Source organism: Flavobacterium psychrotrophum (assembly GCF_003403075.1).
GTDB classification, from domain to species: domain Bacteria; phylum Bacteroidota; class Bacteroidia; order Flavobacteriales; family Flavobacteriaceae; genus Flavobacterium; species Flavobacterium psychrotrophum.
Genome location: NZ_CP031557.1, coordinates 4,121,450 through 4,141,590 on the forward strand (window position 1 = coordinate 4,121,450; position 20,141 = coordinate 4,141,590).

The 20,141-nt window shown below is 41.6% G+C and carries 23 protein-coding genes; 11 read left to right on the top strand and 12 right to left on the bottom strand.

All coding sequences use genetic code 11. The annotated features are described in order from the left end of the window. The 10 genes from DYH63_RS17790 to DYH63_RS17835 form a co-directional block, all read right to left on the bottom strand. Nucleotides 1-420 carry a SufE family protein gene (locus DYH63_RS17790; protein WP_116790080.1) on the bottom strand — a complete coding sequence of 140 codons (420 nt, stop codon included), beginning with the start codon at nt 418-420 and terminating at the stop codon, nt 1-3. 2 nt (nt 421-422) lie between these two features. Then, a complete protein-coding gene (locus DYH63_RS17795) occupies nt 423-893 on the bottom strand; it encodes a hypothetical protein (RefSeq protein ID WP_116790081.1) in 471 nt (156 codons plus the stop codon). A 144-nt stretch (nt 894-1,037) separates the two neighbouring features. Then, nucleotides 1,038-2,252: an aminotransferase class V-fold PLP-dependent enzyme gene (locus DYH63_RS17800; protein WP_116790880.1), complete on the bottom strand. Its 1,215-nt coding sequence runs from the start codon at nt 2,250-2,252 to the stop codon at nt 1,038-1,040. 123 nt (nt 2,253-2,375) lie between these two features. After that, nucleotides 2,376-2,936 (bottom strand): hypothetical protein, encoded by a 561-nt coding sequence (locus tag DYH63_RS17805; protein WP_116790082.1) that lies wholly within the window; start codon nt 2,934-2,936, stop codon nt 2,376-2,378. 43 nt (nt 2,937-2,979) lie between these two features. Beyond that, a complete protein-coding gene (locus DYH63_RS17810; protein ID WP_116790083.1) occupies nt 2,980-3,798 on the bottom strand; it encodes an OmpA family protein in 819 nt (272 codons plus the stop codon). 16 nt (nt 3,799-3,814) lie between these two features. Beyond that, nucleotides 3,815-5,812 (bottom strand): KUP/HAK/KT family potassium transporter, encoded by a 1,998-nt coding sequence (locus DYH63_RS17815; RefSeq protein ID WP_439952043.1) that lies wholly within the window; start codon nt 5,810-5,812, stop codon nt 3,815-3,817. A 233-nt stretch (nt 5,813-6,045) separates the two neighbouring features. Further along, nucleotides 6,046-6,585, bottom strand: a complete 540-nt coding sequence (locus tag DYH63_RS17820) for a 3-hydroxyanthranilate 3,4-dioxygenase (RefSeq protein ID WP_116790085.1) — start codon at nt 6,583-6,585, stop codon at nt 6,046-6,048. Between the two features lie 191 nt (nt 6,586-6,776). Then, nucleotides 6,777-7,250, bottom strand: a complete 474-nt coding sequence (locus DYH63_RS17825; protein WP_116790086.1) for a methylated-DNA--[protein]-cysteine S-methyltransferase — start codon at nt 7,248-7,250, stop codon at nt 6,777-6,779. A gap of 129 nt (nt 7,251-7,379) precedes the next feature. Then, entirely contained in the window at nt 7,380-8,987 is a 1,608-nt protein-coding gene (locus tag DYH63_RS17830; protein WP_116790087.1) for a S8 family peptidase, read from the bottom strand. Nucleotides 8,988-9,064: 77 nt separating this feature from the next. Beyond that, nucleotides 9,065-9,928: an MBL fold metallo-hydrolase gene (locus DYH63_RS17835; RefSeq protein ID WP_116790088.1), complete on the bottom strand. Its 864-nt coding sequence runs from the start codon at nt 9,926-9,928 to the stop codon at nt 9,065-9,067. Nucleotides 9,929-10,097: 169 nt separating this feature from the next. On the opposite strand from DYH63_RS17835, the gene DYH63_RS17840 reads away from it, so the two are divergent. The 11 genes from DYH63_RS17840 to DYH63_RS17885 all read left to right on the top strand — a co-directional run bounded on the left by DYH63_RS17840 (nt 10,098) and on the right by DYH63_RS17885 (nt 18,884). After that, nucleotides 10,098-10,427, top strand: coding sequence for a HesB/IscA family protein (locus DYH63_RS17840; RefSeq protein ID WP_116790089.1), 330 nt, complete (start codon nt 10,098-10,100; stop codon nt 10,425-10,427). Between the two features lie 24 nt (nt 10,428-10,451). Further along, entirely contained in the window at nt 10,452-10,823 is a 372-nt protein-coding gene (locus DYH63_RS17845) for a four helix bundle protein (protein ID WP_116790090.1), read from the top strand. Nucleotides 10,824-10,852: 29 nt separating this feature from the next. Next, complete coding sequence (sufB, locus tag DYH63_RS17850; protein WP_116790091.1) at nt 10,853-12,301, top strand: Fe-S cluster assembly protein SufB; 1,449 nt, start codon at nt 10,853-10,855, stop codon at nt 12,299-12,301. An 18-nt stretch (nt 12,302-12,319) separates the two neighbouring features. Beyond that, entirely contained in the window at nt 12,320-12,481 is a 162-nt protein-coding gene (locus DYH63_RS21380) for a hypothetical protein (RefSeq protein WP_162927083.1), read from the top strand. Further along, nucleotides 12,481-12,969: a DUF6169 family protein gene (locus tag DYH63_RS17855; RefSeq protein ID WP_116790092.1), complete on the top strand. Its 489-nt coding sequence runs from the start codon at nt 12,481-12,483 to the stop codon at nt 12,967-12,969. Before DYH63_RS21380 ends, DYH63_RS17855 begins: the two co-directional genes overlap by 1 nt. A 10-nt stretch (nt 12,970-12,979) precedes the next feature. Beyond that, on the top strand, nt 12,980-13,726 hold the full coding sequence (gene sufC / locus DYH63_RS17860) for a Fe-S cluster assembly ATPase SufC (protein ID WP_116790093.1): 747 nt from the start codon (nt 12,980-12,982) through the stop codon (nt 13,724-13,726). Between the two features lie 50 nt (nt 13,727-13,776). Next, nucleotides 13,777-14,166 (top strand): four helix bundle protein, encoded by a 390-nt coding sequence (locus tag DYH63_RS17865; protein ID WP_116790094.1) that lies wholly within the window; start codon nt 13,777-13,779, stop codon nt 14,164-14,166. 122 nt (nt 14,167-14,288) lie between these two features. After that, complete coding sequence (sufD, locus tag DYH63_RS17870; protein ID WP_116790095.1) at nt 14,289-15,605, top strand: Fe-S cluster assembly protein SufD; 1,317 nt, start codon at nt 14,289-14,291, stop codon at nt 15,603-15,605. Nucleotides 15,606-15,967: 362 nt separating this feature from the next. Next, nucleotides 15,968-16,363 (top strand): ribonuclease P protein component, encoded by a 396-nt coding sequence (gene rnpA / locus DYH63_RS17875; protein WP_116790096.1) that lies wholly within the window; start codon nt 15,968-15,970, stop codon nt 16,361-16,363. 57 nt (nt 16,364-16,420) lie between these two features. Beyond that, a complete protein-coding gene (locus DYH63_RS17880; protein WP_116790097.1) occupies nt 16,421-17,248 on the top strand; it encodes a DUF4349 domain-containing protein in 828 nt (275 codons plus the stop codon). Further along, on the top strand, nt 17,241-18,884 hold the full coding sequence (locus tag DYH63_RS17885; protein WP_116790098.1) for a S41 family peptidase: 1,644 nt from the start codon (nt 17,241-17,243) through the stop codon (nt 18,882-18,884). The genes DYH63_RS17880 and DYH63_RS17885 overlap by 8 nt, the downstream gene beginning before the upstream one ends. Before the next feature lie 34 nt (nt 18,885-18,918). Here DYH63_RS17885 and DYH63_RS17890 read toward each other — a convergent pair whose 3' ends face one another. After that, a complete protein-coding gene (locus DYH63_RS17890; RefSeq protein ID WP_116790099.1) occupies nt 18,919-19,278 on the bottom strand; it encodes a hypothetical protein in 360 nt (119 codons plus the stop codon). A gap of 396 nt (nt 19,279-19,674) precedes the next feature. Continuing rightward, nucleotides 19,675-20,055, bottom strand: a complete 381-nt coding sequence (locus DYH63_RS17895) for a hypothetical protein (RefSeq protein WP_116790100.1) — start codon at nt 20,053-20,055, stop codon at nt 19,675-19,677. Between the last annotated feature and the right edge of the window lie 86 nt (nt 20,056-20,141).

The window sequence follows — 20,141 nt, forward strand, 5'->3', positions numbered from 1 at the left end:
TTAGTTTTTAGCACTGTAAGCCAGTGCATACATTTTAATCTGTTTTATCATGCTCACAAGGCCGTTGGCTCGCGTAGCCGAAAGATGTTCTTTAAGGCCTATTTCATCTACAAAATCGGTATTGGCTTCTAAAATAGCCTCCGGTTTCTGGTTGCTGAATACGCGTATCATTATCGCTATAAGCCCTTTGGTAAGTATGGCATCGCTATCGGCAGTAAACACAATGTTGCCATCCTGCTGGCCGGCGTGCAGCCACACTTTACTCTGGCAGCCTTTAATGATGTTATCATCAGTTTTATACTGTTCCTCAATAAGCGGTAACGATTTACCCAGGTCTATAACATACTGGTAGCGCTCATCCCACTCATCAAACATCGAGAATTCATCAATGATCTCGTCCTGTATTTCTTTAATCTTCATAGTTATTCTTTAGTTTCAAACCCCGCCAGCCTTACAATTTCATCTACCAAAACCTTAATTTCCGCCGGAGGGTTACCGTGGTCAAACGTAGGTGTTGAAACTGAGCCATCGGCCGATTTTATAGTAAGCGTTGCCGAAAGGGCACCGTCATACTGGTGTTTTTTGCTGGGCGCTTCAAGCGCTTCAAGGTTAACGCCTTTTTTTACAATGTTCTTTTCGTAGAAAGCAATCATGGCATTCCAGTCTTTTGCATCAACATCAGTTACAACCGGCCTTGCAGAAGGCGCTGTTGCAAGCATTACCTTAGACGAATTTACGATAACCTTCTTGTAATTGCCACGTGTAATAGCGGTATATTCAAACTCAAGCGATTTGTCGGCCTTGGCAGCCACGGTTTCGCTGGTCTTTTTAGACGATGAGCAGCCCACGGCTACCGCAATGGTTAGTATAAGTACTGATAGTATCTTTTTCATAATATTTTTTAGTGTTGTTACACAGAGTTGCACAGAGAAAATTGATTTTTATAACGTTCAAACAAAACGCTATGAATCTCTATGCCTGCTCGATATACCTCTGAGAAATAATCAATGTAAAAATAGCAAAAATTTTGCCATTGCCTATCCCAGCATCATCTGGGCTTTTTTGACTGCTGTTATAAAGCTGTCTATTTCTTCTTTGGTATTATAAAAAGCAAAGGATGCCCTTACTGTACCGGGAATACAAAACGCATTCATAACCGGTTGTGCACAGTGGTGCCCGGTGCGCACGGCAATGCCCATTTTGTCTACAATAGCGCCCACATCATACGGGTGGATGCCCTGCAGGTTGAATGATATTACCGACGCTTTTTCTGCGGCAGTGCCTATAAGCTGCATGCCGTCTATTTCTAAAAGGCGCTGCGTGCCATATTCTAAAAGCGTGTGTTCGTAAGCTCCTATGGCATCAAAGCCAATGCCGTTAAGGTAATCTATGGCTGTACCCAGTACAATACCACCCTCTATGTGCGGCGTACCTGCTTCAAACTTGTGCGGAAGCCCTGCATAGGTAGTTTTTTCAAAGGTAACTTCCTTTATCATTTCGCCACCGCCCTGGTAAGGGGGTAATTTTTCGAGCCACGCCTCTTTTCCGTATAAAATACCACTACCGGTAGGCCCGCAGGTTTTATGCCCGCTAAAGGCGTAAAAATCGGCATCCAGCGCCTGTACATCGGGTTTAAGGTGCGGGGCTGCCTGTGCACCGTCTATAAATACTGCTGCACCTGCCGCATGGGCTTTGTCTATAATGTATTTTATGGGATTTATGGTTCCCAGAGCATTACTGATATGGTTTACCGCAACGATCTTAGTCTTTTCGGTAAGCAGGCGGTCAAAGTCTGCCATGATCAGTTCGCCCTTTTCATTCATAGGGATAACCGTAAGGATAGCGCCTGTGCGTTCGCACAGCATTTGCCATGGCACTATGTTACTGTGGTGCTCCATAGCAGATACCATTACCTCATCACCCGCTTTTACAAACTGGGTAAAACCACTTGCCACCAGGTTAATACCGTGTGTAGTACCACTGGTAAAAAGCACCTCGTGCGCGTGGGCAGCATTAATGTGCTTGCGTATGGTTTCGCGCGAAGCCTCATAGGCATCGGTAGCCAGTTGGCTAAGGGTATGCACCCCGCGGTGAATGTTTGCGTTTATTGTACTGTAGTATTTTGTAATGGCATCTATAACCACCTGCGGCTTTTGAGATGTGGCGCCGTTATCAAAATATACAAGGGGCTTGCCGTTTACTTTTTCGTTAAGTATCGGAAAATCTGCCCTTATGGCATTTATATCTAACATTTGTAGTATTCCTTCTTTAGCTGCATCCATAATGCAAAATTTAAGGCAAAGTTACGTCATGTTTTTTTAAAAAGCGGAAATGGCAATGCTAAAAAGAGATTCCGGATTTTGGCAAGGATGATACTACTGCTTTAAAAGTTTATTTGCTACGACGGGCAGGAAGATTGTATCAGAAGCGGAAGATTTTAGCCTTATCGTAATCACTCTGTCTTTAATTGTTCCGTAATCATACGTCTCAGATTCAAAAAAAATGGTATCGTTCCTTACCTCATAACTACCTGATTTATCACTTATACCAAAACATACTTCCTTCAAAGTATAGGTGTTATTTTTTCTAAGCTTGAGGTTTATGGTACAGTTTGCCACCCCTTCTCTTTGTGCCATTAGTAGTATTTCGCTTTCAAAAAGATCATATCTTATAATTCCTCTTGGGAAGATAGCTACGAGCGCAACAACAACTAACAATGTAGCGAAAACAATATTTCTTGGCCTGTTTTTAAATCTTTCTTTAATAACAAGAACGACCTGGACAACTGCGATAATAACCAAAACCACATAAGTAATGGCTAAAATCAGAAAAACTAAAAGGCTCAGTCCAAATAATTTTCCCTCCCAAAAGTAAGAGGTGTTTACCAGCAAAAAGAAAATAAGGGCAAAAACAAGAAGGCGTTGAAGGGTTTTCATGGCTACTAAAATAAAAAAATCCGGGCTAACCCGGATTGATATCTTAAATTTTAGTGATTACCAGCTCTACACGGCGGTCATACTCCGCACCTTTGCCCAATGGCTTGGTATTGCCGTAGCCCTTATATGTCATTCGGGCAAGCGGTATTTTTCTTGCAATAAAGTATTTATATACACTTTTTGCACGGTTTTCAGAAAGTTCACGTTTGCGTGTACCCATATCTATGGCTTCCTTTTGAAAGGTAGGCGTACAGCAAATGTGACCCTGTATTTCGAATTGCAGGTTCTTGTATTTTTGCAACAGTTTTGTAAGCCTGTCCAGTTCTTTTTTACTGCTCAGGGTTAGCTGGCTGCTTCCTTTTTCAAACAAAATGTTTTCAAGGTAAATACGGTCGCCCACTATAAGGCCATCCTTAAGATTGTTGTACATACCGGGCTCCAGTTTAGGAGGCGGCAGCGGTTTAAAGTTTACCACAACGTCTACACGGCGGTTTTTAGAACGCGCCTCGCTTACATTGTCTATATCTTCTTCGAGCAATATGCGCCCTTTACCCTCTATGGTAATGATGATCTTGTTTTTTACGCCCTGGGTTACCATTTTATCTTTAATGGTATTTGCCCTGTTTGTACTCAGCTTATAGTTATAAGCATCCTTACCCCTGTCGTCTGTATAGCCAAATATCTGTATGGTTTCAATACGCGTGGTATCAATACCCTTAATAAATGCAACAACATTATTACCCTGCTTATCGTCGAGGTTAAACTTGTCAAATTCAAAATATACTGAGTAAACTGTTTCCTCCTGTGCCATCAGCACTTTAGGAAACATAAGCAGTAACAGTAAGGCGAGGGCTCTTAGCATATATTTTAAGCTGTTTCTAATGAATTGTTTTGTCAGTCTTATCGGTTATCCTGCACAGGCTGATATCTTCTGGCGGATGTATAACAATAGGGAATTTTTCAACCTTTACAGAGCTGCTGTCAAGCCCAAAGGCACGCCCTTCTGAAAGGCTGACTTTTTTAAGCACGAAGTAAATATCAAGTATGATACGCTCAAACCACGGCAACTCATTATCGTAGCTAAGGAATTTCTCGATGATTACAAACTTAAAGTCGCCAATAACGTTGTTCCTGTTAAGCGATTCGTATCGGCTGGTAATATCTACCTCGCCTTTTTTAACCAGGTCTTTAACTACCTGCTTAAACATAAGGTTAATGCGCGGCTGTACCCTGAAGCCCAGGTAGAAGTCTACCCTTATAACGTCATCTTTTATAATTTCGCGCACTTTATAATCCATACGGTAAGGCTCATCTACCACATTAACGTGAACAAACCAATAGATATCGGCACGTTTTGGCCTTTTTTGCAGTATCGAGTAAATGATCTTCGACTCTATTTCATCGCCCATACCTGCGTTAGTCATGTACACAAGGTGCGTGGCATATTTAGGTATAGACTCATCATTACTAAGTTCTGCAAGTACATTTTTATAATTGTCTATCTTGGTAAACTCAGTGTACTCGCTGCGGATTTTCTTAGCGGTATACCATACAAACATTACAAAGGCAAGTAAGCCCGCGATACCTAGTGATATATAACCCCCTTCGTGGAATTTGCTGATGTTTGCTGCCAAAAACGAAAACTCTATGCTGAAATATACCAGCATGGTGGCAATGATAAATATTTTATTATAACGCCGCATTACCATAAAGTATCCCAAGAGCGTAGTAGTCATGATCATACAGAGCACAATGGCGAGGCCGTATGCCGCCTCCATAGCGCCCGATTCTTTAAAGTGGAGTACTACAAATACACACCCCCAGAATAATAACCAGTTGATTGACGGAATATAGATTTGCCCTTTAAGCTCTGTAGGGAATTTTACCGAAACCTTTGGCCAGAAGTTAAGGCGCATGGCCTCACTAATTAGTGTAAACGATCCGCTTATCAATGCCTGCGATGCTATAACCGCAGCGGCTGTAGCAATGGCAATACCAAACGGCAGGAACCATTGTGGCATAAGCAGGTAGAACGGGTTACCCGGCACATCGGGGTTTCCGCTAAGGGTTGTAAGGGTTTTACCGCTATGTTCCATAAGGTAAACGCCCTGCCCAAAGTAGTTAAGTACCAGCATGGCTTTTACAAAACCCCAGCTCATGCGTATGTTACCACGCCCGCAGTGACCCATGTCGCTATATAGCGCTTCTGCCCCTGTGGTACATAGAAATACAAAGCCTAGCACATAGAAACCGTCATGGTGAATGCTTAGTAAGTGAATGGCATAGTAAGGGTTTAGCGCCTTAAGCACCTCTATGTTATGAAACATAGGGATGATGCCCAGCACACCCAGCATACCAAACCATATAAGCATCATGGGGCCAAAGAATTTACCCACCAGGCTGGTGCCAAAACGCTGTATGGCAAACAGTACAAACAGGATACCTATAACAATAGGCACCGTGTTAAGCCCCGGTTCGTAAATTTTTAAACCTTCGATTGCGGATGATACCGATACGGGAGGTGTAATAATACCGTCTGCAAGGAGGGCACTACCCCCAATGATGGCCGGTACAATAAGGCCTTTCTTTTTTAAACGTTTTACAAGTGTGTACAATGAAAAGATACCTCCCTCGCCCTTATTGTCTGCCTGTAGTGTAAGGATAACATACTTTAGGGTGGTTTGAAGGGTAAGCGTCCAGAAAATGCACGATAGTGCACCCAGTACCACATCTTTGTCAATAGGGACTTCTCCTATTATGGCTTTCATTGTATATAATGGAGAAGTTCCTATGTCTCCGTAGATGATCCCCAATGTAACCAACAGCCCTCCGACGGTAACCTGGTTAATGTTCTTGTGACTTGAGCTCACGGTAATTGTTTGAGTTAAAGCTACAAATTTACGTGATTTTCTATAACTGCTGTATTTTGAGCACCATTATTTATAATCACAGGCTTCTTATTACATAGAATGCAACGCTACAGCGTATTTGTTTATTAAAAAGTTATAAACAAAAAAAATAAAGCCCAAAAACTAACGGAAATTAGCAAATGGGCTTAATTTTATAAATTATGTAAGAACCTTTAAGAAATAATTTGTAAGTATTTTTCTTACTCCTCTGCTACATAGCGTTTATCAGCGGGTAGTACAGTACCACATTTATCGCAGGTGCGCAGGGCTTCGCTACTGTAAAAATGCCTGTAATGCGGCAAAAAGTCCTTTTCTATATTGTGCAGCTCAAAGAACACTTCATAGAGCTTGTGGTTGCAGTTTTCGCAGTGCCATAGCAAGCCATCTGTAAAGCCACGCCCGGCACGCACACGTTCTATAACCAGGCCTATAGAGCCTTCGCTACGCACAGGGCTATGTGGTACACGCGCAGGATGCAGGTACATATCGCCGGCGTGCAGTTCCATTTCCTTACGTTCGCCCTCATCCTGCACAATAACCTTTATACTGCCTTCCAGCTGGTAAAAAAGCTCTTCGGTTTCGTTATAATGGTAATCTTTACGGGCGTTAGGACCGGCAACAACCATTACAATATAGTCATCTGCAGCGGGGTATATATTTTTATTGCCTACGGGTGGTTTAAGCAAATGGCGGTTTTCGTCTATCCATTTGTTCAGGTTAAAAGGCTTCATTAATGCCATAACAGAGATATTAAATTTATGCACAATAAAAGTAAGGCTTTACTGCCTATGCTTACATAAATTTATCAGTTTTTTAAGGGCCTTATAGGGGGTCGTTATCTATGACGGGGAATAAGCAAATTCCTGATGTATTTAATCATTAATCAACTGTTCTCATTAGCAATGCTATAAGAAAGCACTGCCGAGTTTATTTAAAATAAACTTTGCTGCACAGGCGGGCACTCATGCTCCAGCAGCCATTTTTTGCGCCACAGGCCGCCTGCATAGCCCGTAAGCGAACCATCTGAGCCTATAACGCGGTGGCAGGGCACAACAATCCATAATGGGTTTTTACCATTAGCAGAGGCTACAGCACGTATGGCTTTAACATCGCCCAGCTTTACCGAAAGGGCATGGTAAGAAGTGGTGGTGCCAAACGGAATTTCCAGCAGTGCTGTCCATACCTTTTTCTGAAAATCAGTACCCGCAGGATTAAGCTTAAAGCTGAATGTATTGCGCTGCCCTTCAAAATATTCTGCAAGCTCCTTAGCCGCATGCGCAAGCGTGCCCGGAATATCCTGACTTAAAGCCATATCATTATCTAAAACCGATATTTTTGAAATACCGTTTTCATCGCCTTCTATTAATACTGCTCCCAGCGGAGATTTTATATATGCCTGCTGCATAAAGTAAAAATTTTTATAAAGGTAAAAAAAATAACCCCGGATGTGTAAGCCTGAAACTTAGCAACAACCGGGGTTTTATTATTTAGGATAACTTTCTTTTAATAAGAAAGTACCGTTTGCAGTATATAACTACAGTTTTTCTCCTCTTGAAACTTTATCCGCAAGAATGATAGCGTTGTAAGCATTTACAATTTTACCAGAGCGTGAAAGGTCTGTGAATGGAAGTGTTACAGCTTCTTCGCCAGCTTTAACATCTATAGTAATGGCAACACCAGATTTCATGATGATCTGCTTTACTTCAGATGCACTAAGCTTAGGGTAGTATGCACGTACAAGTGCTGCTACACCCGCCGCGTTAGGCGATGCCATAGATGTACCCTGAAGGAACTCATAGCCATTGTTTGGTACGGTAGCATAAATTCTCATACCCGGAGAGAACACGTCTACTTTAGTTTTACCAAAGTTAGAGAACGGAGCAACAAGCGCATCGCTGTATACTTCGTTAAGTGCACCTATGGTAAGTACATTGTTTGTATATTCTTCAAGAGTATTTTTGTCGTCATTAGGGTAACGCTCACTCTTATCGGCATCAAGGTTTATACCTTCGTTACCTGCAGCAAATACTACAAGAACATCTTTCTCTCCTGCATATTTAAGTGCATCATACACCCACTGGCTGTGCGGAGAGTAGTATTTACCAAAACTGCCGTTAATAACTTTAGCACCGTTATCTACCGCATAGCGAATAGCAAGGGCAACGTCTTTATCGTACTCATCGCCATCCGGCACGGCACGTACCGCCATAATTTCTACTACAGGAGTAGCAACACCGTCGCCACCCACATTGTTATTACGCGCCTGGGCAATAATACCCGCTACGTGGGTACCGTGCTTAGCACCGTCTTTTACCGGGCCTATAACATTGTTATTACCATATGTTTTGCTGTTCCAGTCGTCTGCATTATCGCCAAGAATCTTGCGCGCATCATACTCTTTGTTAAGATTGTATTTTAGCTGGTTGTCGTAGTGCTCTACACCACCGGCTATTCTTTTCATAAAATCTTCGCGAGAGGTTCTTGCAAATATCTGCTCAAAGCGTGCTTTTATCTGGCCAAGCTGTGCGTCGTCAAACGTTACTTTTTTAAGATCATCTGCGGTATAGTTTTGCTTACCTGTTTTATCCTGGAATGCCTTATCTGCTTTCAGGATAAAATCCATCTGCTGCTTACCAGCCTGCGCCTGCTGAATTTCGTTATCATACTCAGCTTTAGCTCTTTTATAAGTTTCGCTGCCGTCATCTCCTTTTTTAAGGATACGCACATACTCAAGGTTTTCGTGCTCTATATCGCCAAGGAAATTCCATCCGTGCACATCATCAATATAGCCGTTCTTATCGTCGTCTATACCGTTTCCGGCAATTTCTTTAGTGTTTGTCCAAACAACGTCTTTAAGCTCAGGGTGCTCAATATCTACACCGCTGTCTACAACAGCAACAATAACTTTAGTGCTTTTGCGGTCTTTAAGCAGGTCATATACGCGGTCTACACTCATGCCCGGCACAGTATCTTTAAAAAGATCCAGGTGGCTCCAGCGTTTTTCGGCAGCGTCAGTAAGGTCAGCTTTCTTTTCAGTAAGCGGGGCAGTAATGGCAAGAGGTGTTGCCGTGATTTTCTTCGCGCCACAGCTCGCAAGGAAAAGCGCCAGGGCCGAAGTAAGTAAAATCGATTTGAATTTCATTTTTCGTAGTTAAGTTACAGTTCTAAAAAATTTGTCGAAGGTATTGCCAGTTTGTTACACAAAGTTAACAATTAACATTACATTAGTATATCGGCAGCCCTAAATACTTCCTTAAGGCGCACACCCTTTTCGGTATGCTGCACGGTAATAATTTCGTTGTGCGCGTCGTGCCCCAGTACCAGATAATAGTTATTATCTGCGGCAGCGTTTAAAAACCTTGCCTTCTCGTCTACCGTAAGCAGCGGGCGGGTATCATAACCCATAACATAGGGTAAAGGCAGGTGCCCCACGGTAGGCAATAGGTCTGCTACAAAAACAAACGTTTTTCCGTTAAGGGTAATGTGCGGCAACATCTGCTTTTCGGTATGGCCATCGGCAAACAGCACTCCAAAACCCGCTTCGGTTTCGGGTGAAAAGTCGCCGTTTTCAGGACGTGTGATAAATTTAAGTTGTCCGCTTTCCTGCATTGGCAAAATATTTTCGGTCAGGAACGATGCCTTTTCACGCACATTAGGCTTGGTTGCCCACTGCCAGTGGTTATCATTTGTCCAGAAATGTGCATTTTTAAAGGCAGGCTCATAACCGGTGCGGTCTTTGTTCCACTGTATGGCTCCGCCCACATGGTCAAAATGCAGGTGGGTTAAAAACACATCGGTAATATCGTCGCGGTTAAAACCGTGCTGCTTTAAGGAAGAATCGATATTAAAATCGCCCCAAAGTGAGTAATATCCAAAGAATTTGTCATTCTGCTTATTGCCCATACCGGTGTCTATAAGGGTAAGGCGGTTGCCGTCTTCTACCAAAAGGCAGCGGGCGGCCATATCAATGAGGTTGTTTTCGTCGGCAGGGTTAGTTTTATTCCAGATGGTTTTTGGTACCACGCCAAACATAGCGCCACCATCTAGCTTAAAGTTGCCGCTTTCTACGGTATAAAGTTTCATTTTGTTTGCAGTTTGTTTTAAAGATGCTGCAAATTAGCATTTTTATTAGGAAGAAAGGGTATAACTATTGCATATAATGCTATTTGTACAAAATAGGTGCGCTACATTGCATTACACAAATTTGGCGTATCTTTGCACTAAATTTATATTAATATTACGTTTTTAGGATATGATAAAAGTTTCTGATTCAGCAAAGAAAAGGGCTATCATGCTTATGGAGGATGACGGCTTTAACGCAACTACAGATTATATAAGAGTAGGCGTAAAGAGTGGAGGATGTTCAGGATTGTCATACGAATTGAAATTTGACAATACACTGAGCGAAACCGACAAAGTGTTTGAAGATAATGGTGTTAAGATAGCTGTAGATAAAAAAAGTGTGCTGTACCTTGCAGGTACCATATTAGAGTTTAGCGGCGGCCTTAACGGCAAAGGCTTTGTTTTTAATAACCCTAATGCCAGCAGGACATGCGGCTGTGGGGAGAGTTTTTCTTTATAAGTTGTAAAGTTGTAATGTTACGGTATGGCGAAACTGCATTCTTTTGAAGAAATTATTGCATGGCAAAAAGCCAGGGAATTGAATGCCGAAATATACCGAATTACTAATAATAACGAGATCTTTACACGGGATTATGGTTTGAGAGATCAGATGAGGAGATCAAGTATCTCAATATCTTCTAACATTGCCGAAGGCTTTGAAAGAGAAACGACCAAGGAATTCATACGTTTCCTTTACATTGCTAAAGCTTCCGCAGGAGAATTCAGGTCCCAGCTTTATTTAGCTTCAGATTTGAAATATATTTCTGATTATGAATTTCAAGGTTTAAGCCTGAAGATAAATGACATATCAAAGTTGTTAAGTGGCTTTATAAAGTACCTCGCAGGAACTTTATAGCATTTAAACTTTAAACATTTAAACAAAAAATGAGTAAGTATACCGAAGAAGAATTAAAGATCGAACTCGAAAATAAAGAATACGAGTACGGTTTTTATACCGATATAGAGAGTGAGACCTTTCCTGTAGGGCTTAACGAGGGCATTGTACGTGCGCTTTCTGCTAAGAAGGAAGAGCCGGAATGGATGACCGAGTGGCGCCTGGAGGCTTTTCGTGCCTGGGAGTTAATGAAAGAGCCTACATGGGCAAACGTGCATTATGAGAAACCTGATTTTCAGGCTATATCATATTACTCTGCGCCGCTTAAAAAAGCCAAGTATGAAAGCCTTGACGAAGTAGATCCTGAATTGCTTGAAACATTCAAGAAACTTGGTATCTCTATCGACGAGCAAAAAATGCTTAGCGGTGTGGCGGTAGACATTGTTATGGACTCTGTATCTGTGGCAACTACGTTTAAAAAAACACTGGCTGAAAAAGGCATTATTTTTTGCTCTATCAGCGAGGCGATAAAAGAACACCCTGAACTGGTTAAAAAATACATAGGCTCTGTGGTACCGCAAAAAGACAACTTTTATGCTGCACTAAACTCGGCTGTATTTAGCGACGGTTCATTTTGTTACATTCCTAAAGGAGTGCGTTGCCCTATGGAACTAAGTACATACTTCCGTATTAACCAGGCCGGTACTGGCCAGTTTGAGCGTACGCTTGTAATTGCCGATGAAGGCAGTTATGTAAGCTACCTTGAAGGCTGTACCGCACCAAGCCGCGACGAGAACCAGCTGCACGCTGCCGTTGTAGAGCTTGTAGCTATGGATAATGCCGAGATAAAATATAGTACGGTACAAAACTGGTTCCCGGGGAATAAAGAGGGTAAAGGTGGTGTGTTTAACTTTGTTACAAAACGCGGCCTTTGCGAAACCAATGCAAAAATTAGCTGGACACAGGTAGAAACCGGCTCTGCCGTTACCTGGAAATACCCAAGCTGTGTGCTTAAGGGAGATAATTCGGTTGGAGAGTTTTACTCTATTGCCGTAACCAATAACTACCAGCAGGCAGATACGGGCACCAAAATGATTCACCTGGGCAAGAACACTAAGAGTACCATTATATCTAAAGGTATATCAGCCGGTAAGTCGCAAAACAGCTACCGTGGCCTTGTACAGATAGGAAGCCGTGCCGAAAACGCACGTAACTTCTCTCAGTGCGACTCGCTGCTTATGGGCAATAATTGCGGTGCACACACGTTCCCTTATATCGAATCTAAAAACACAACGGCCAAGATAGAGCACGAGGCAACCACCAGCAAAATTGGTGAAGATCAGGTGTTTTACTGCAACCAGCGTGGTATTCCTACAGAAAAAGCTATTGCCCTTATTGTAAACGGCTTTAGTAAAGAGGTGCTTAACAAGCTGCCTATGGAGTTTGCCGTAGAGGCTCAGAAGTTGCTGGAAATAAGCTTAGAGGGATCGGTGGGGTAAACTTTAATTAGTGAGATCATGAAAACACAGGAAAAAAAGAAAAGGACAACTGATGAGGTTATAGCCTACCTATTGCAAAGCAAGAGGGAAATGCAGGAAGAGTCGAAAAGGTTTGCAAATACACCAGAGTTTCAGGATGTTTTAGCTAAGCTAAGGGCGCTTAATGCGGGTAAAAAGTAATGCCTTATTATTATATATTTGGTGGCGGGCATAATAACAGCTATTTTTTTGAAACGGTAAATAAAATTGTTTACGAAATCAAGTTTAAGCCGTCTCCTTACTTATTTGCCGAAAATGAATTTTCTGAACTGATTTATGAATTTGTAATTACTGTTATACTAAATAATTCGGGGAAGAATCCTCCTCTGGATAATCAGGTAAGCGATACAATAGCTGAAATATTTAGGGAGTTTTTTATCGCGAACACTAAGAATGTCTGTATCTATATTTGTGACTCGTCAGATAACAGGCAAGACATAAGAAGAAAAAAGTTCGACCAGTGGTTTTATAAATATCAGAATGATTCTTTCATAAAATTAGATGAAATATTGGTAGATACGAACCAAAACCGTTATCCGGTTTCGATGATTGTCCTGAAAAGGAACCCATACATAAAAGAAATAATTGCCGCCTTTATAGAATTATCAGAAGGCGAATCAGATAAATAAAACAAGTATAATGTTAAGTATAAAAAACTTACACGCACGCGTAGAAGACAAAGACATATTAAGAGGTATTAACCTTGAGGTTAAGGCCGGAGAAGTACACGCCATAATGGGGCCTAACGGCTCCGGTAAAAGTACGCTATCGTCGGTTATTGCCGGTAATGAAAACTATGAGGTAACCGATGGCGAGATCATTCTTGAGGGTGAAGACATTGGCGAACTGGCTCCTGAGGAGCGTGCGCACAAAGGTGTGTTCCTTTCGTTCCAGTATCCGGTAGAGATTCCAGGTGTATCGGTAACTAACTTTATGAAGACTGCTATTAACGAGAGCCGCAAAGCTAATGGTAAGGAAGAAATGCCTGCCAATGAAATGCTCAAGCTAATTCGTGAAAAGAGTGAACTCCTGGAAATCGACCGTAAGTTCTTATCACGTTCGTTAAACGAAGGTTTTTCGGGTGGGGAAAAGAAACGTAACGAGATCTTTCAGATGGCCATGCTGGAACCTAAACTGGCAATACTTGATGAAACCGATTCAGGCCTTGATATTGATGCGCTTCGCATTGTGGCAAACGGTGTAAACAAGCTGCGCAGTGAAGATAATGCAGTAATTGTTATTACGCACTACCAGCGCCTGCTGGATTATATCGTGCCAGATTTTGTACACGTATTGTACAACGGTAAGATCGTAAAATCGGGCGGTAAAGAACTGGCCTACGAACTTGAAGAAAAAGGCTACGACTGGATTAAAGCGGAAAACTAATTTTAGTTTAAAGTTTCAGGTTTCAGGTTATTTTTAAAGTTGATTTTAGCATGGCGACAATTAAACGGTTTGAAGACCTTGAAATTTGGAAAGAAGCGAGACGACTTGCAAAAGAAGTGCACTTTATTTCTATTGAGACAGAATTAAGAAATGATTTCAGGCTTAAAAGCCAGATTAAGAGTGCTTCCGGTTCTGTAATGGATAATATTGCTGAAGGTTTTGAAAGAGATGGTAACCTTGAATTCAGGCAATTTCTATCAATTGCCAAAGGTTCTTCCGGAGAAACGCGCTCGCAACTTTACAGACTATATGACTGTAACCATATTTCGTCTGAAAAGTTGGAATTGTTAGTTGCAGATTATGAAAAGCTGAGTGGCAAGATTAGTAACTTTATAAGTTACCTAAATAAAAAAGATTTTGAAGGAATTAAATTCCAATAATGTAGTAAGGTATAACTTTAGGCTAAGAGTGAGCAACTTTAAACCTAAAAACCTGAAACTAAATAATAAGGATGAGTCGGGTTTGAGTAAGCAACTTGAAACCTGAAACCTGAAACAAAAATATGGACCTTAGAGAAAAACTATTATCGTCTTTTATGGCTTTTGAGGAAGGGGTAGATGTTACCGCCGGACTGCACGACATTCGTACAGAAGCTATTAAGAACTTTGAAAATAAAGGATTCCCAACTAAAAAAGAGGAGGCCTGGAAATATACATCGCTAAACGCGGTGCTTAAAAATGACTTTAGCGTATTCCCAAAGCATGAAAATGCCCTGAACTATGCCGATGTTAAAAAATATTTCCTGCACGAAATTGACACATACAAACTGGTGTTTATAGATGGCGTATTCAGCTCATTTTTAAGCAGCACCACGCACGATGGCCTTGATGTGTGTCTTATGAGCAGCGCGCTTACTAAACCTAAGTATAAGGAAGTTATTGATACTTACTTTAACAAAATAGCCAATACCGATGAGAGCCTTACATCTCTTAATACGGCATTTGCCAGTGAGGGTGCTTTTATCAATATTCCAAAAGGCAAAGTGGCCGATAAGCCTATCGAGATCATGTGCCTGTCTACAGGTAACGAAGCTGCCCTTATGGTACAGCCGCGCAACCTCATCATAGTAGGCGAAAATGCCCAGGTACAAATCATAGAGCGCCACCAGAGCCTTAACAGCAACCCGGTGCTTACAAACAGCGTTACCGAGATTTTTGCACAGCCATATTCTAACGTAGATTACTACAAGATCCAGAATGACGTGCAAACTGCCACGCTGGTAGACAACACTTATATAGCCCAAAAACGCAATAGCAACGCTTCTGTGCATACTTTTTCGTTTGGGGGTAACATTACACGCAACAATCTGAATTTTTACCAGCAGGGCGAGCATGTAGAAAGTACGCTTAAGGGTATTACCATTATTGGCGATAAGCAGCTGGTAGACCACTATACACTAGTACGCCACATAGAACCTAACTGCGAGAGCCACCAAAACTATAAAGGTATTTTTGACGGCAACGCTACAGGCGTTTTTAACGGTAAGATATTTGTTGAAAAAGAAGCTCAGAAAACCGATGCCTTTCAGCAGAATAACAACATACTGATAAGCGAAAAAGCAACAATAAATGCCAAACCTCAGCTTGAGATTTTTGCAGACGATGTAAAATGTTCGCATGGCTGTACCATTGGTCAGCTTGACGAAAGCGCTATGTTTTACCTGCAAAGCCGTGGTATCCCGAAAAAAGAAGCCAAGGCGCTGCTTATGTATGCTTTTAGTAATGAGGTTATAGACAGCATTCGCATACCAGAGCTTAAGCAACGCATTACAAAACTCATAGCCAGCAAACTGGGCGTAAACATGGGTTTTGACCTTTAAGAATTATCCGTTTTTTAAATAGTGAAGAACTGCCTTTCGGGGCAGTTTTTTATTTTAATGAAAGTAGTGCATTTATTTTACCACAAGGCTCACAAAGGTTTTCACAGGGAACACAAAGCTGTATAGATATATTTGTTTCCTAAGAGAACACAGAGCTTTACTTCGTCAGTTCGGACTTCGCCCTCGTGTGTGTCCTTCCGCCAGAGGCGGTTTGCTTGCTGACCTTTGTGAAAACCTTTGTGTACCTTGTGGTAAAAATTTAGCCATTGAGTTATATCTCACATAAATTCGGAGAGTTTAGGTATGTAATGTGAAAATTTGCTGATTTGTTTCAAAACAAAAGAACATTACCTTTGCGCCGCATGGAAACCAAACGCTTTACATACCCGAGGGCAGAAAAACTCAAAAGCCGCAATCTTATAGGCGACCTGTTTACGCAGGGCAAGTCGGTATCAAAATACCCGCTACGGCTCGTTTATATGCCGTTAGAGACGCTAGAGAGCGTTCCCCTGCAAATGGGTGTGTCGGTTTCTAAAAAGTACTTTAAACGCGCCCACGACCGCAATTACTTTAAACGCCTGCTGCGCGAAGCTTACCGCCACAATAAGCACCTGCTTTCAGATGCTATTGATAAGCCGTATGCCATCATGTTTTTTTACCAGACAAAAGACCGCCTGCCGCATACTGAGGTAATGGCAAAAACAACCCAATTGTTTGAAAAATTCCTGGTACAGGAAGGTTTTGCAAATCAGGAGTAAACAGTTATACTAACGCCATATACTTTAGCGTTTTACTGCTAAAATACACCAACCAACATGAAAAGAATAGTATGCATGCTGCTTATTGCCTTAGCGGTAATGGGCTGCAAAAAATCTGAAGAAACAGAAAGCGCTGATGTAAGTTATGCGGCGGCATCTGAAACTGCCGAAAGTAAGCCCGCTGTGGCAGATAAGGCTGTAACCGCGACTCCTGCACCGCAGCAGGAGCAGAAAATAATAAAAAACGCCGATCTGCGCTTTGAGACCAAAAGCCTGGACAGCACTGCAATGATAATAAACGCGGCTATAAAAAAGTACAATGCACTGCTTCAAAACGATTCGCAGGCTAAAGAATACAATTCGCTTACCCGCACCATGACCGTGCGCTTGCCATCGGGTAATTTTGAAGGATTTGTGGCCGCAGTAAGCAAAGGCGTATCTTACTTTGAAAAGCGCGACATTAGTGCTGATGATGTTACCGAGGAATACATTGATGTTGAGGCGCGCATGAAAGCCAAGAAAGTGCTGGAAGAGCGTTATTATGATATGCTGAGGAAGGCAAATAAGGTAGATGATATGCTGCAGATTGAAAAGGAAATATCTGCCATACGCCAGGAAATTGATGCCGCCGAGGGAAAGCTAAGGTACATTCGAAGCAGGGTATCTATGAGTACGGTTACCATAGCGTTTTATACCGTTACAGAAACCAATGAAGGTGTAACAGAATCATATTCGGTTAAGATATGGGCGGCTGTAAAATCCGGATTTAACGGATTGTCAAGTTTCTTCCTGGTGCTGCTAAATATATGGCCGATAATCGTTATTTTCGTGATAGCGTATATAATATATCGGAAACGGATAAGAAAAAGGAAACAAAATGTTTAAAACACTTAAAAAGAAATATGTAGTACCGGCATTGGCTGTGGGCATATTATTTACGGGAGCCGGGTTTACCTACAGAGATGATTTCTTTGAAATTGCCAAGCAGATAGAAATTTTTACAACGCTATATAAAACGGTTAATACCAATTATGTAGACGAAACAAATCCGGGTGAGCTGATGGATAAAGCTATCAAGAGCATGCTGGCTGACCTTGACCCGTATACCAACTACTTTAACGAGGCCGATGTGGCGCGTTTCAAGATAAACAACACCGGCGAATATACCGGCATCGGTGCGCTTATAACCCGCAAAGAGGGTAAACTGATTATAAAAGAACCGTATAAAGACTACCCGGCAGATAAGGCAGGCCTTAAAGCCGGCGATGAAATAATACAAATAGGTGATGTATCGCTAGCTGATTTTAAAGAAGATGCCAGCGAATTACTTAAGGGCTCTAAGAACACCAAATTCACCATTAAGTACCTACGTCAGGGCAAAACCCTTACGACAGATCTTATTCTGAGTGAGGTAGATGTTAAGGCTGTACCGTATTACAGCATGGTGGGTAAAGAAACCGGGTACATTGTACTTTCACAGTTTAATGGCAAGGCCAGCAGCGAGACTAAGGCGGCGCTTATCGACCTTAAAGGGCAGGGTGCAAAGAGCATTGTGCTGGATCTTAGGGGCAACCCGGGCGGATTACTAAACGAAGCGGTAAACATCTGCGGGTTGTTTGTAAACCAGGGCGAAATTATCGTTACTACCAAGAGCAAGAACGACAAGTATAATAATACCTATAAAACCCACACTGCACCGGTAGACTTAGACATTCCGTTAGCAATACTGGTAGATGGCAAGAGTGCTTCGGCATCAGAAATTGTTTCGGGCGCATTGCAGGATCTTGACCGTGCCGTTATCATTGGCAGCCGCAGCTTTGGTAAAGGGCTTGTACAACGCCCGCTGGACCTGACGTATGGAACACAGGTAAAAGTTACCATATCGCGCTATTATACCCCTTCGGGCCGCGGTATACAGGCGCTTGACTATACGCATAAGGATGCCGATGGTAAAGCCATACGCATTGATGCTAAAAACTACAACGCCTTTAAAACCCGCAGCGGGCGTACCGTGTATGATGGTGGCGGTATTTTACCCGATGTAGAACTGGAAGAAAGTAAGCAAAGCGCCATAGCCGATGCACTGGTGCGCAAAGACGGCGTTTTTAACTATGCTACCCAGTATTACTACAAAAACCCTAACCTGGGCACAACGGTTCCGAACATTAGCGATGCCGATTTTGAATCGTTTAAAGGCTACCTTAAAAAAGAGAACTTTGAATTTGATACCGAAACCGAAAGGGCTGTTAAAGACCTGATGGTAGTAGCCCAGAAAGAAAAGGTAGACAGCAGCATTAAGGCAGAATATCAGGCACTGCTGGCAGCAGTACAGAAAAGCGAAGATAAAGAGCTTGCTGCCCATAAAGCTGAAATTAAGCAACTGATAACTGATGAACTTATAAAGCGTTATCAGTATAAAGAAGGGCTGTATAAATACTACACCACCAGCAATGCCGAGATTAAAAAGGCAGTTGCATTACTGGCAAACAATGCTGAATATAAAAAGATATTGAAGAAGTAAAAAATTGATCCCTTTGTATATACAAAGGGATTTTTTATGTCTTTTTAATATTCTCCTTAAAGAGCAATACTGTTGCCCAGATTTGTGTTACATTCTGCAAAATTGAAATTATCGCATTCAGAGGGTTTTCTACTAATTCTTTCATTATCCAGGCAAACGCATCTCTAAACCCTAAAATAATAATAGCTGCCAGTACATATTTTATCCATGACAAACCATAATAGATGCCTAATCCAATTGCCATAAGGAAGAGCAACGTAAATATAACTATGATGACCTGTTCCGGATTTCTAAAAATTCCGGGGGCTAACAATACATTTACAAAACCTAAACCGGCTGAGATAAAAACTAATTTAGAAGATTTAATGTAATCAGGATTATTTGAAATGTCCATAAAATATTTTCAGCTAAAATAGTAAAACCATATATCCTATAATCAACGCGACCCCAACTTTCTGCAATTTTAAAAGCTGTAATTACTGTAGAAGCCGAGTTTGGTCTACAACCTTTAAACGTATGACCAACAGTATCTTGATAGTGTACAGTATATTGACCTGTAATAGTGACACCTTTGACACAGCCTACAAGATTGAAAAAGATATTGAAGAAGTAAAAAAACGGGCTGTATCAAAATTTGATACAGCCCGTTTTAAATTTATACCATTTATTTCAAGTCCACTGGTTTAAATGTCTCGAAGGCGCAAAGCTTTGCGCCTCTGCGAGAAAAAATATTTGAATTATATTTTCATTTGAGATTAAACACTTTTGTCGGAAAACAGCTAAGTTCAGGTTAAACCCTGTTAAGCTCTTTTTTTAATACAATAAGTGCCGCCCATACGGTAAGCCCTGTGGCAATAAGCCCAAGAATTACAACTACAGGAAATTCTATAATGCTAAAAAGCGATATTATAGCTGATATAACGCTTAAGCCGGCAAGTACCGCTAATACATATCTTGACCAGTCTATCCTGTTGCGGAGAATAAAAGCAAGGCCGCCCCATATGCCCAGGGTTATAGCCACGCTAACAACGCTGATTATAGATGCGAATATGCCTATGGGTTGTGTAATGGCATTAAAAACATAAGTAAGCAGCTTAACGCCAACCACCGCAAAAACAATGTTAGATGCCTTAAGGTATTCAGGTTCGTTGTTGGTAATTTTATAGTTCATAAAAATTATTTTTAGCTAAAATAGTAAAACCATGCATCGCATAATCAACGCGACCGAATTTTCTGCATCCGGAATTATTAAAACCT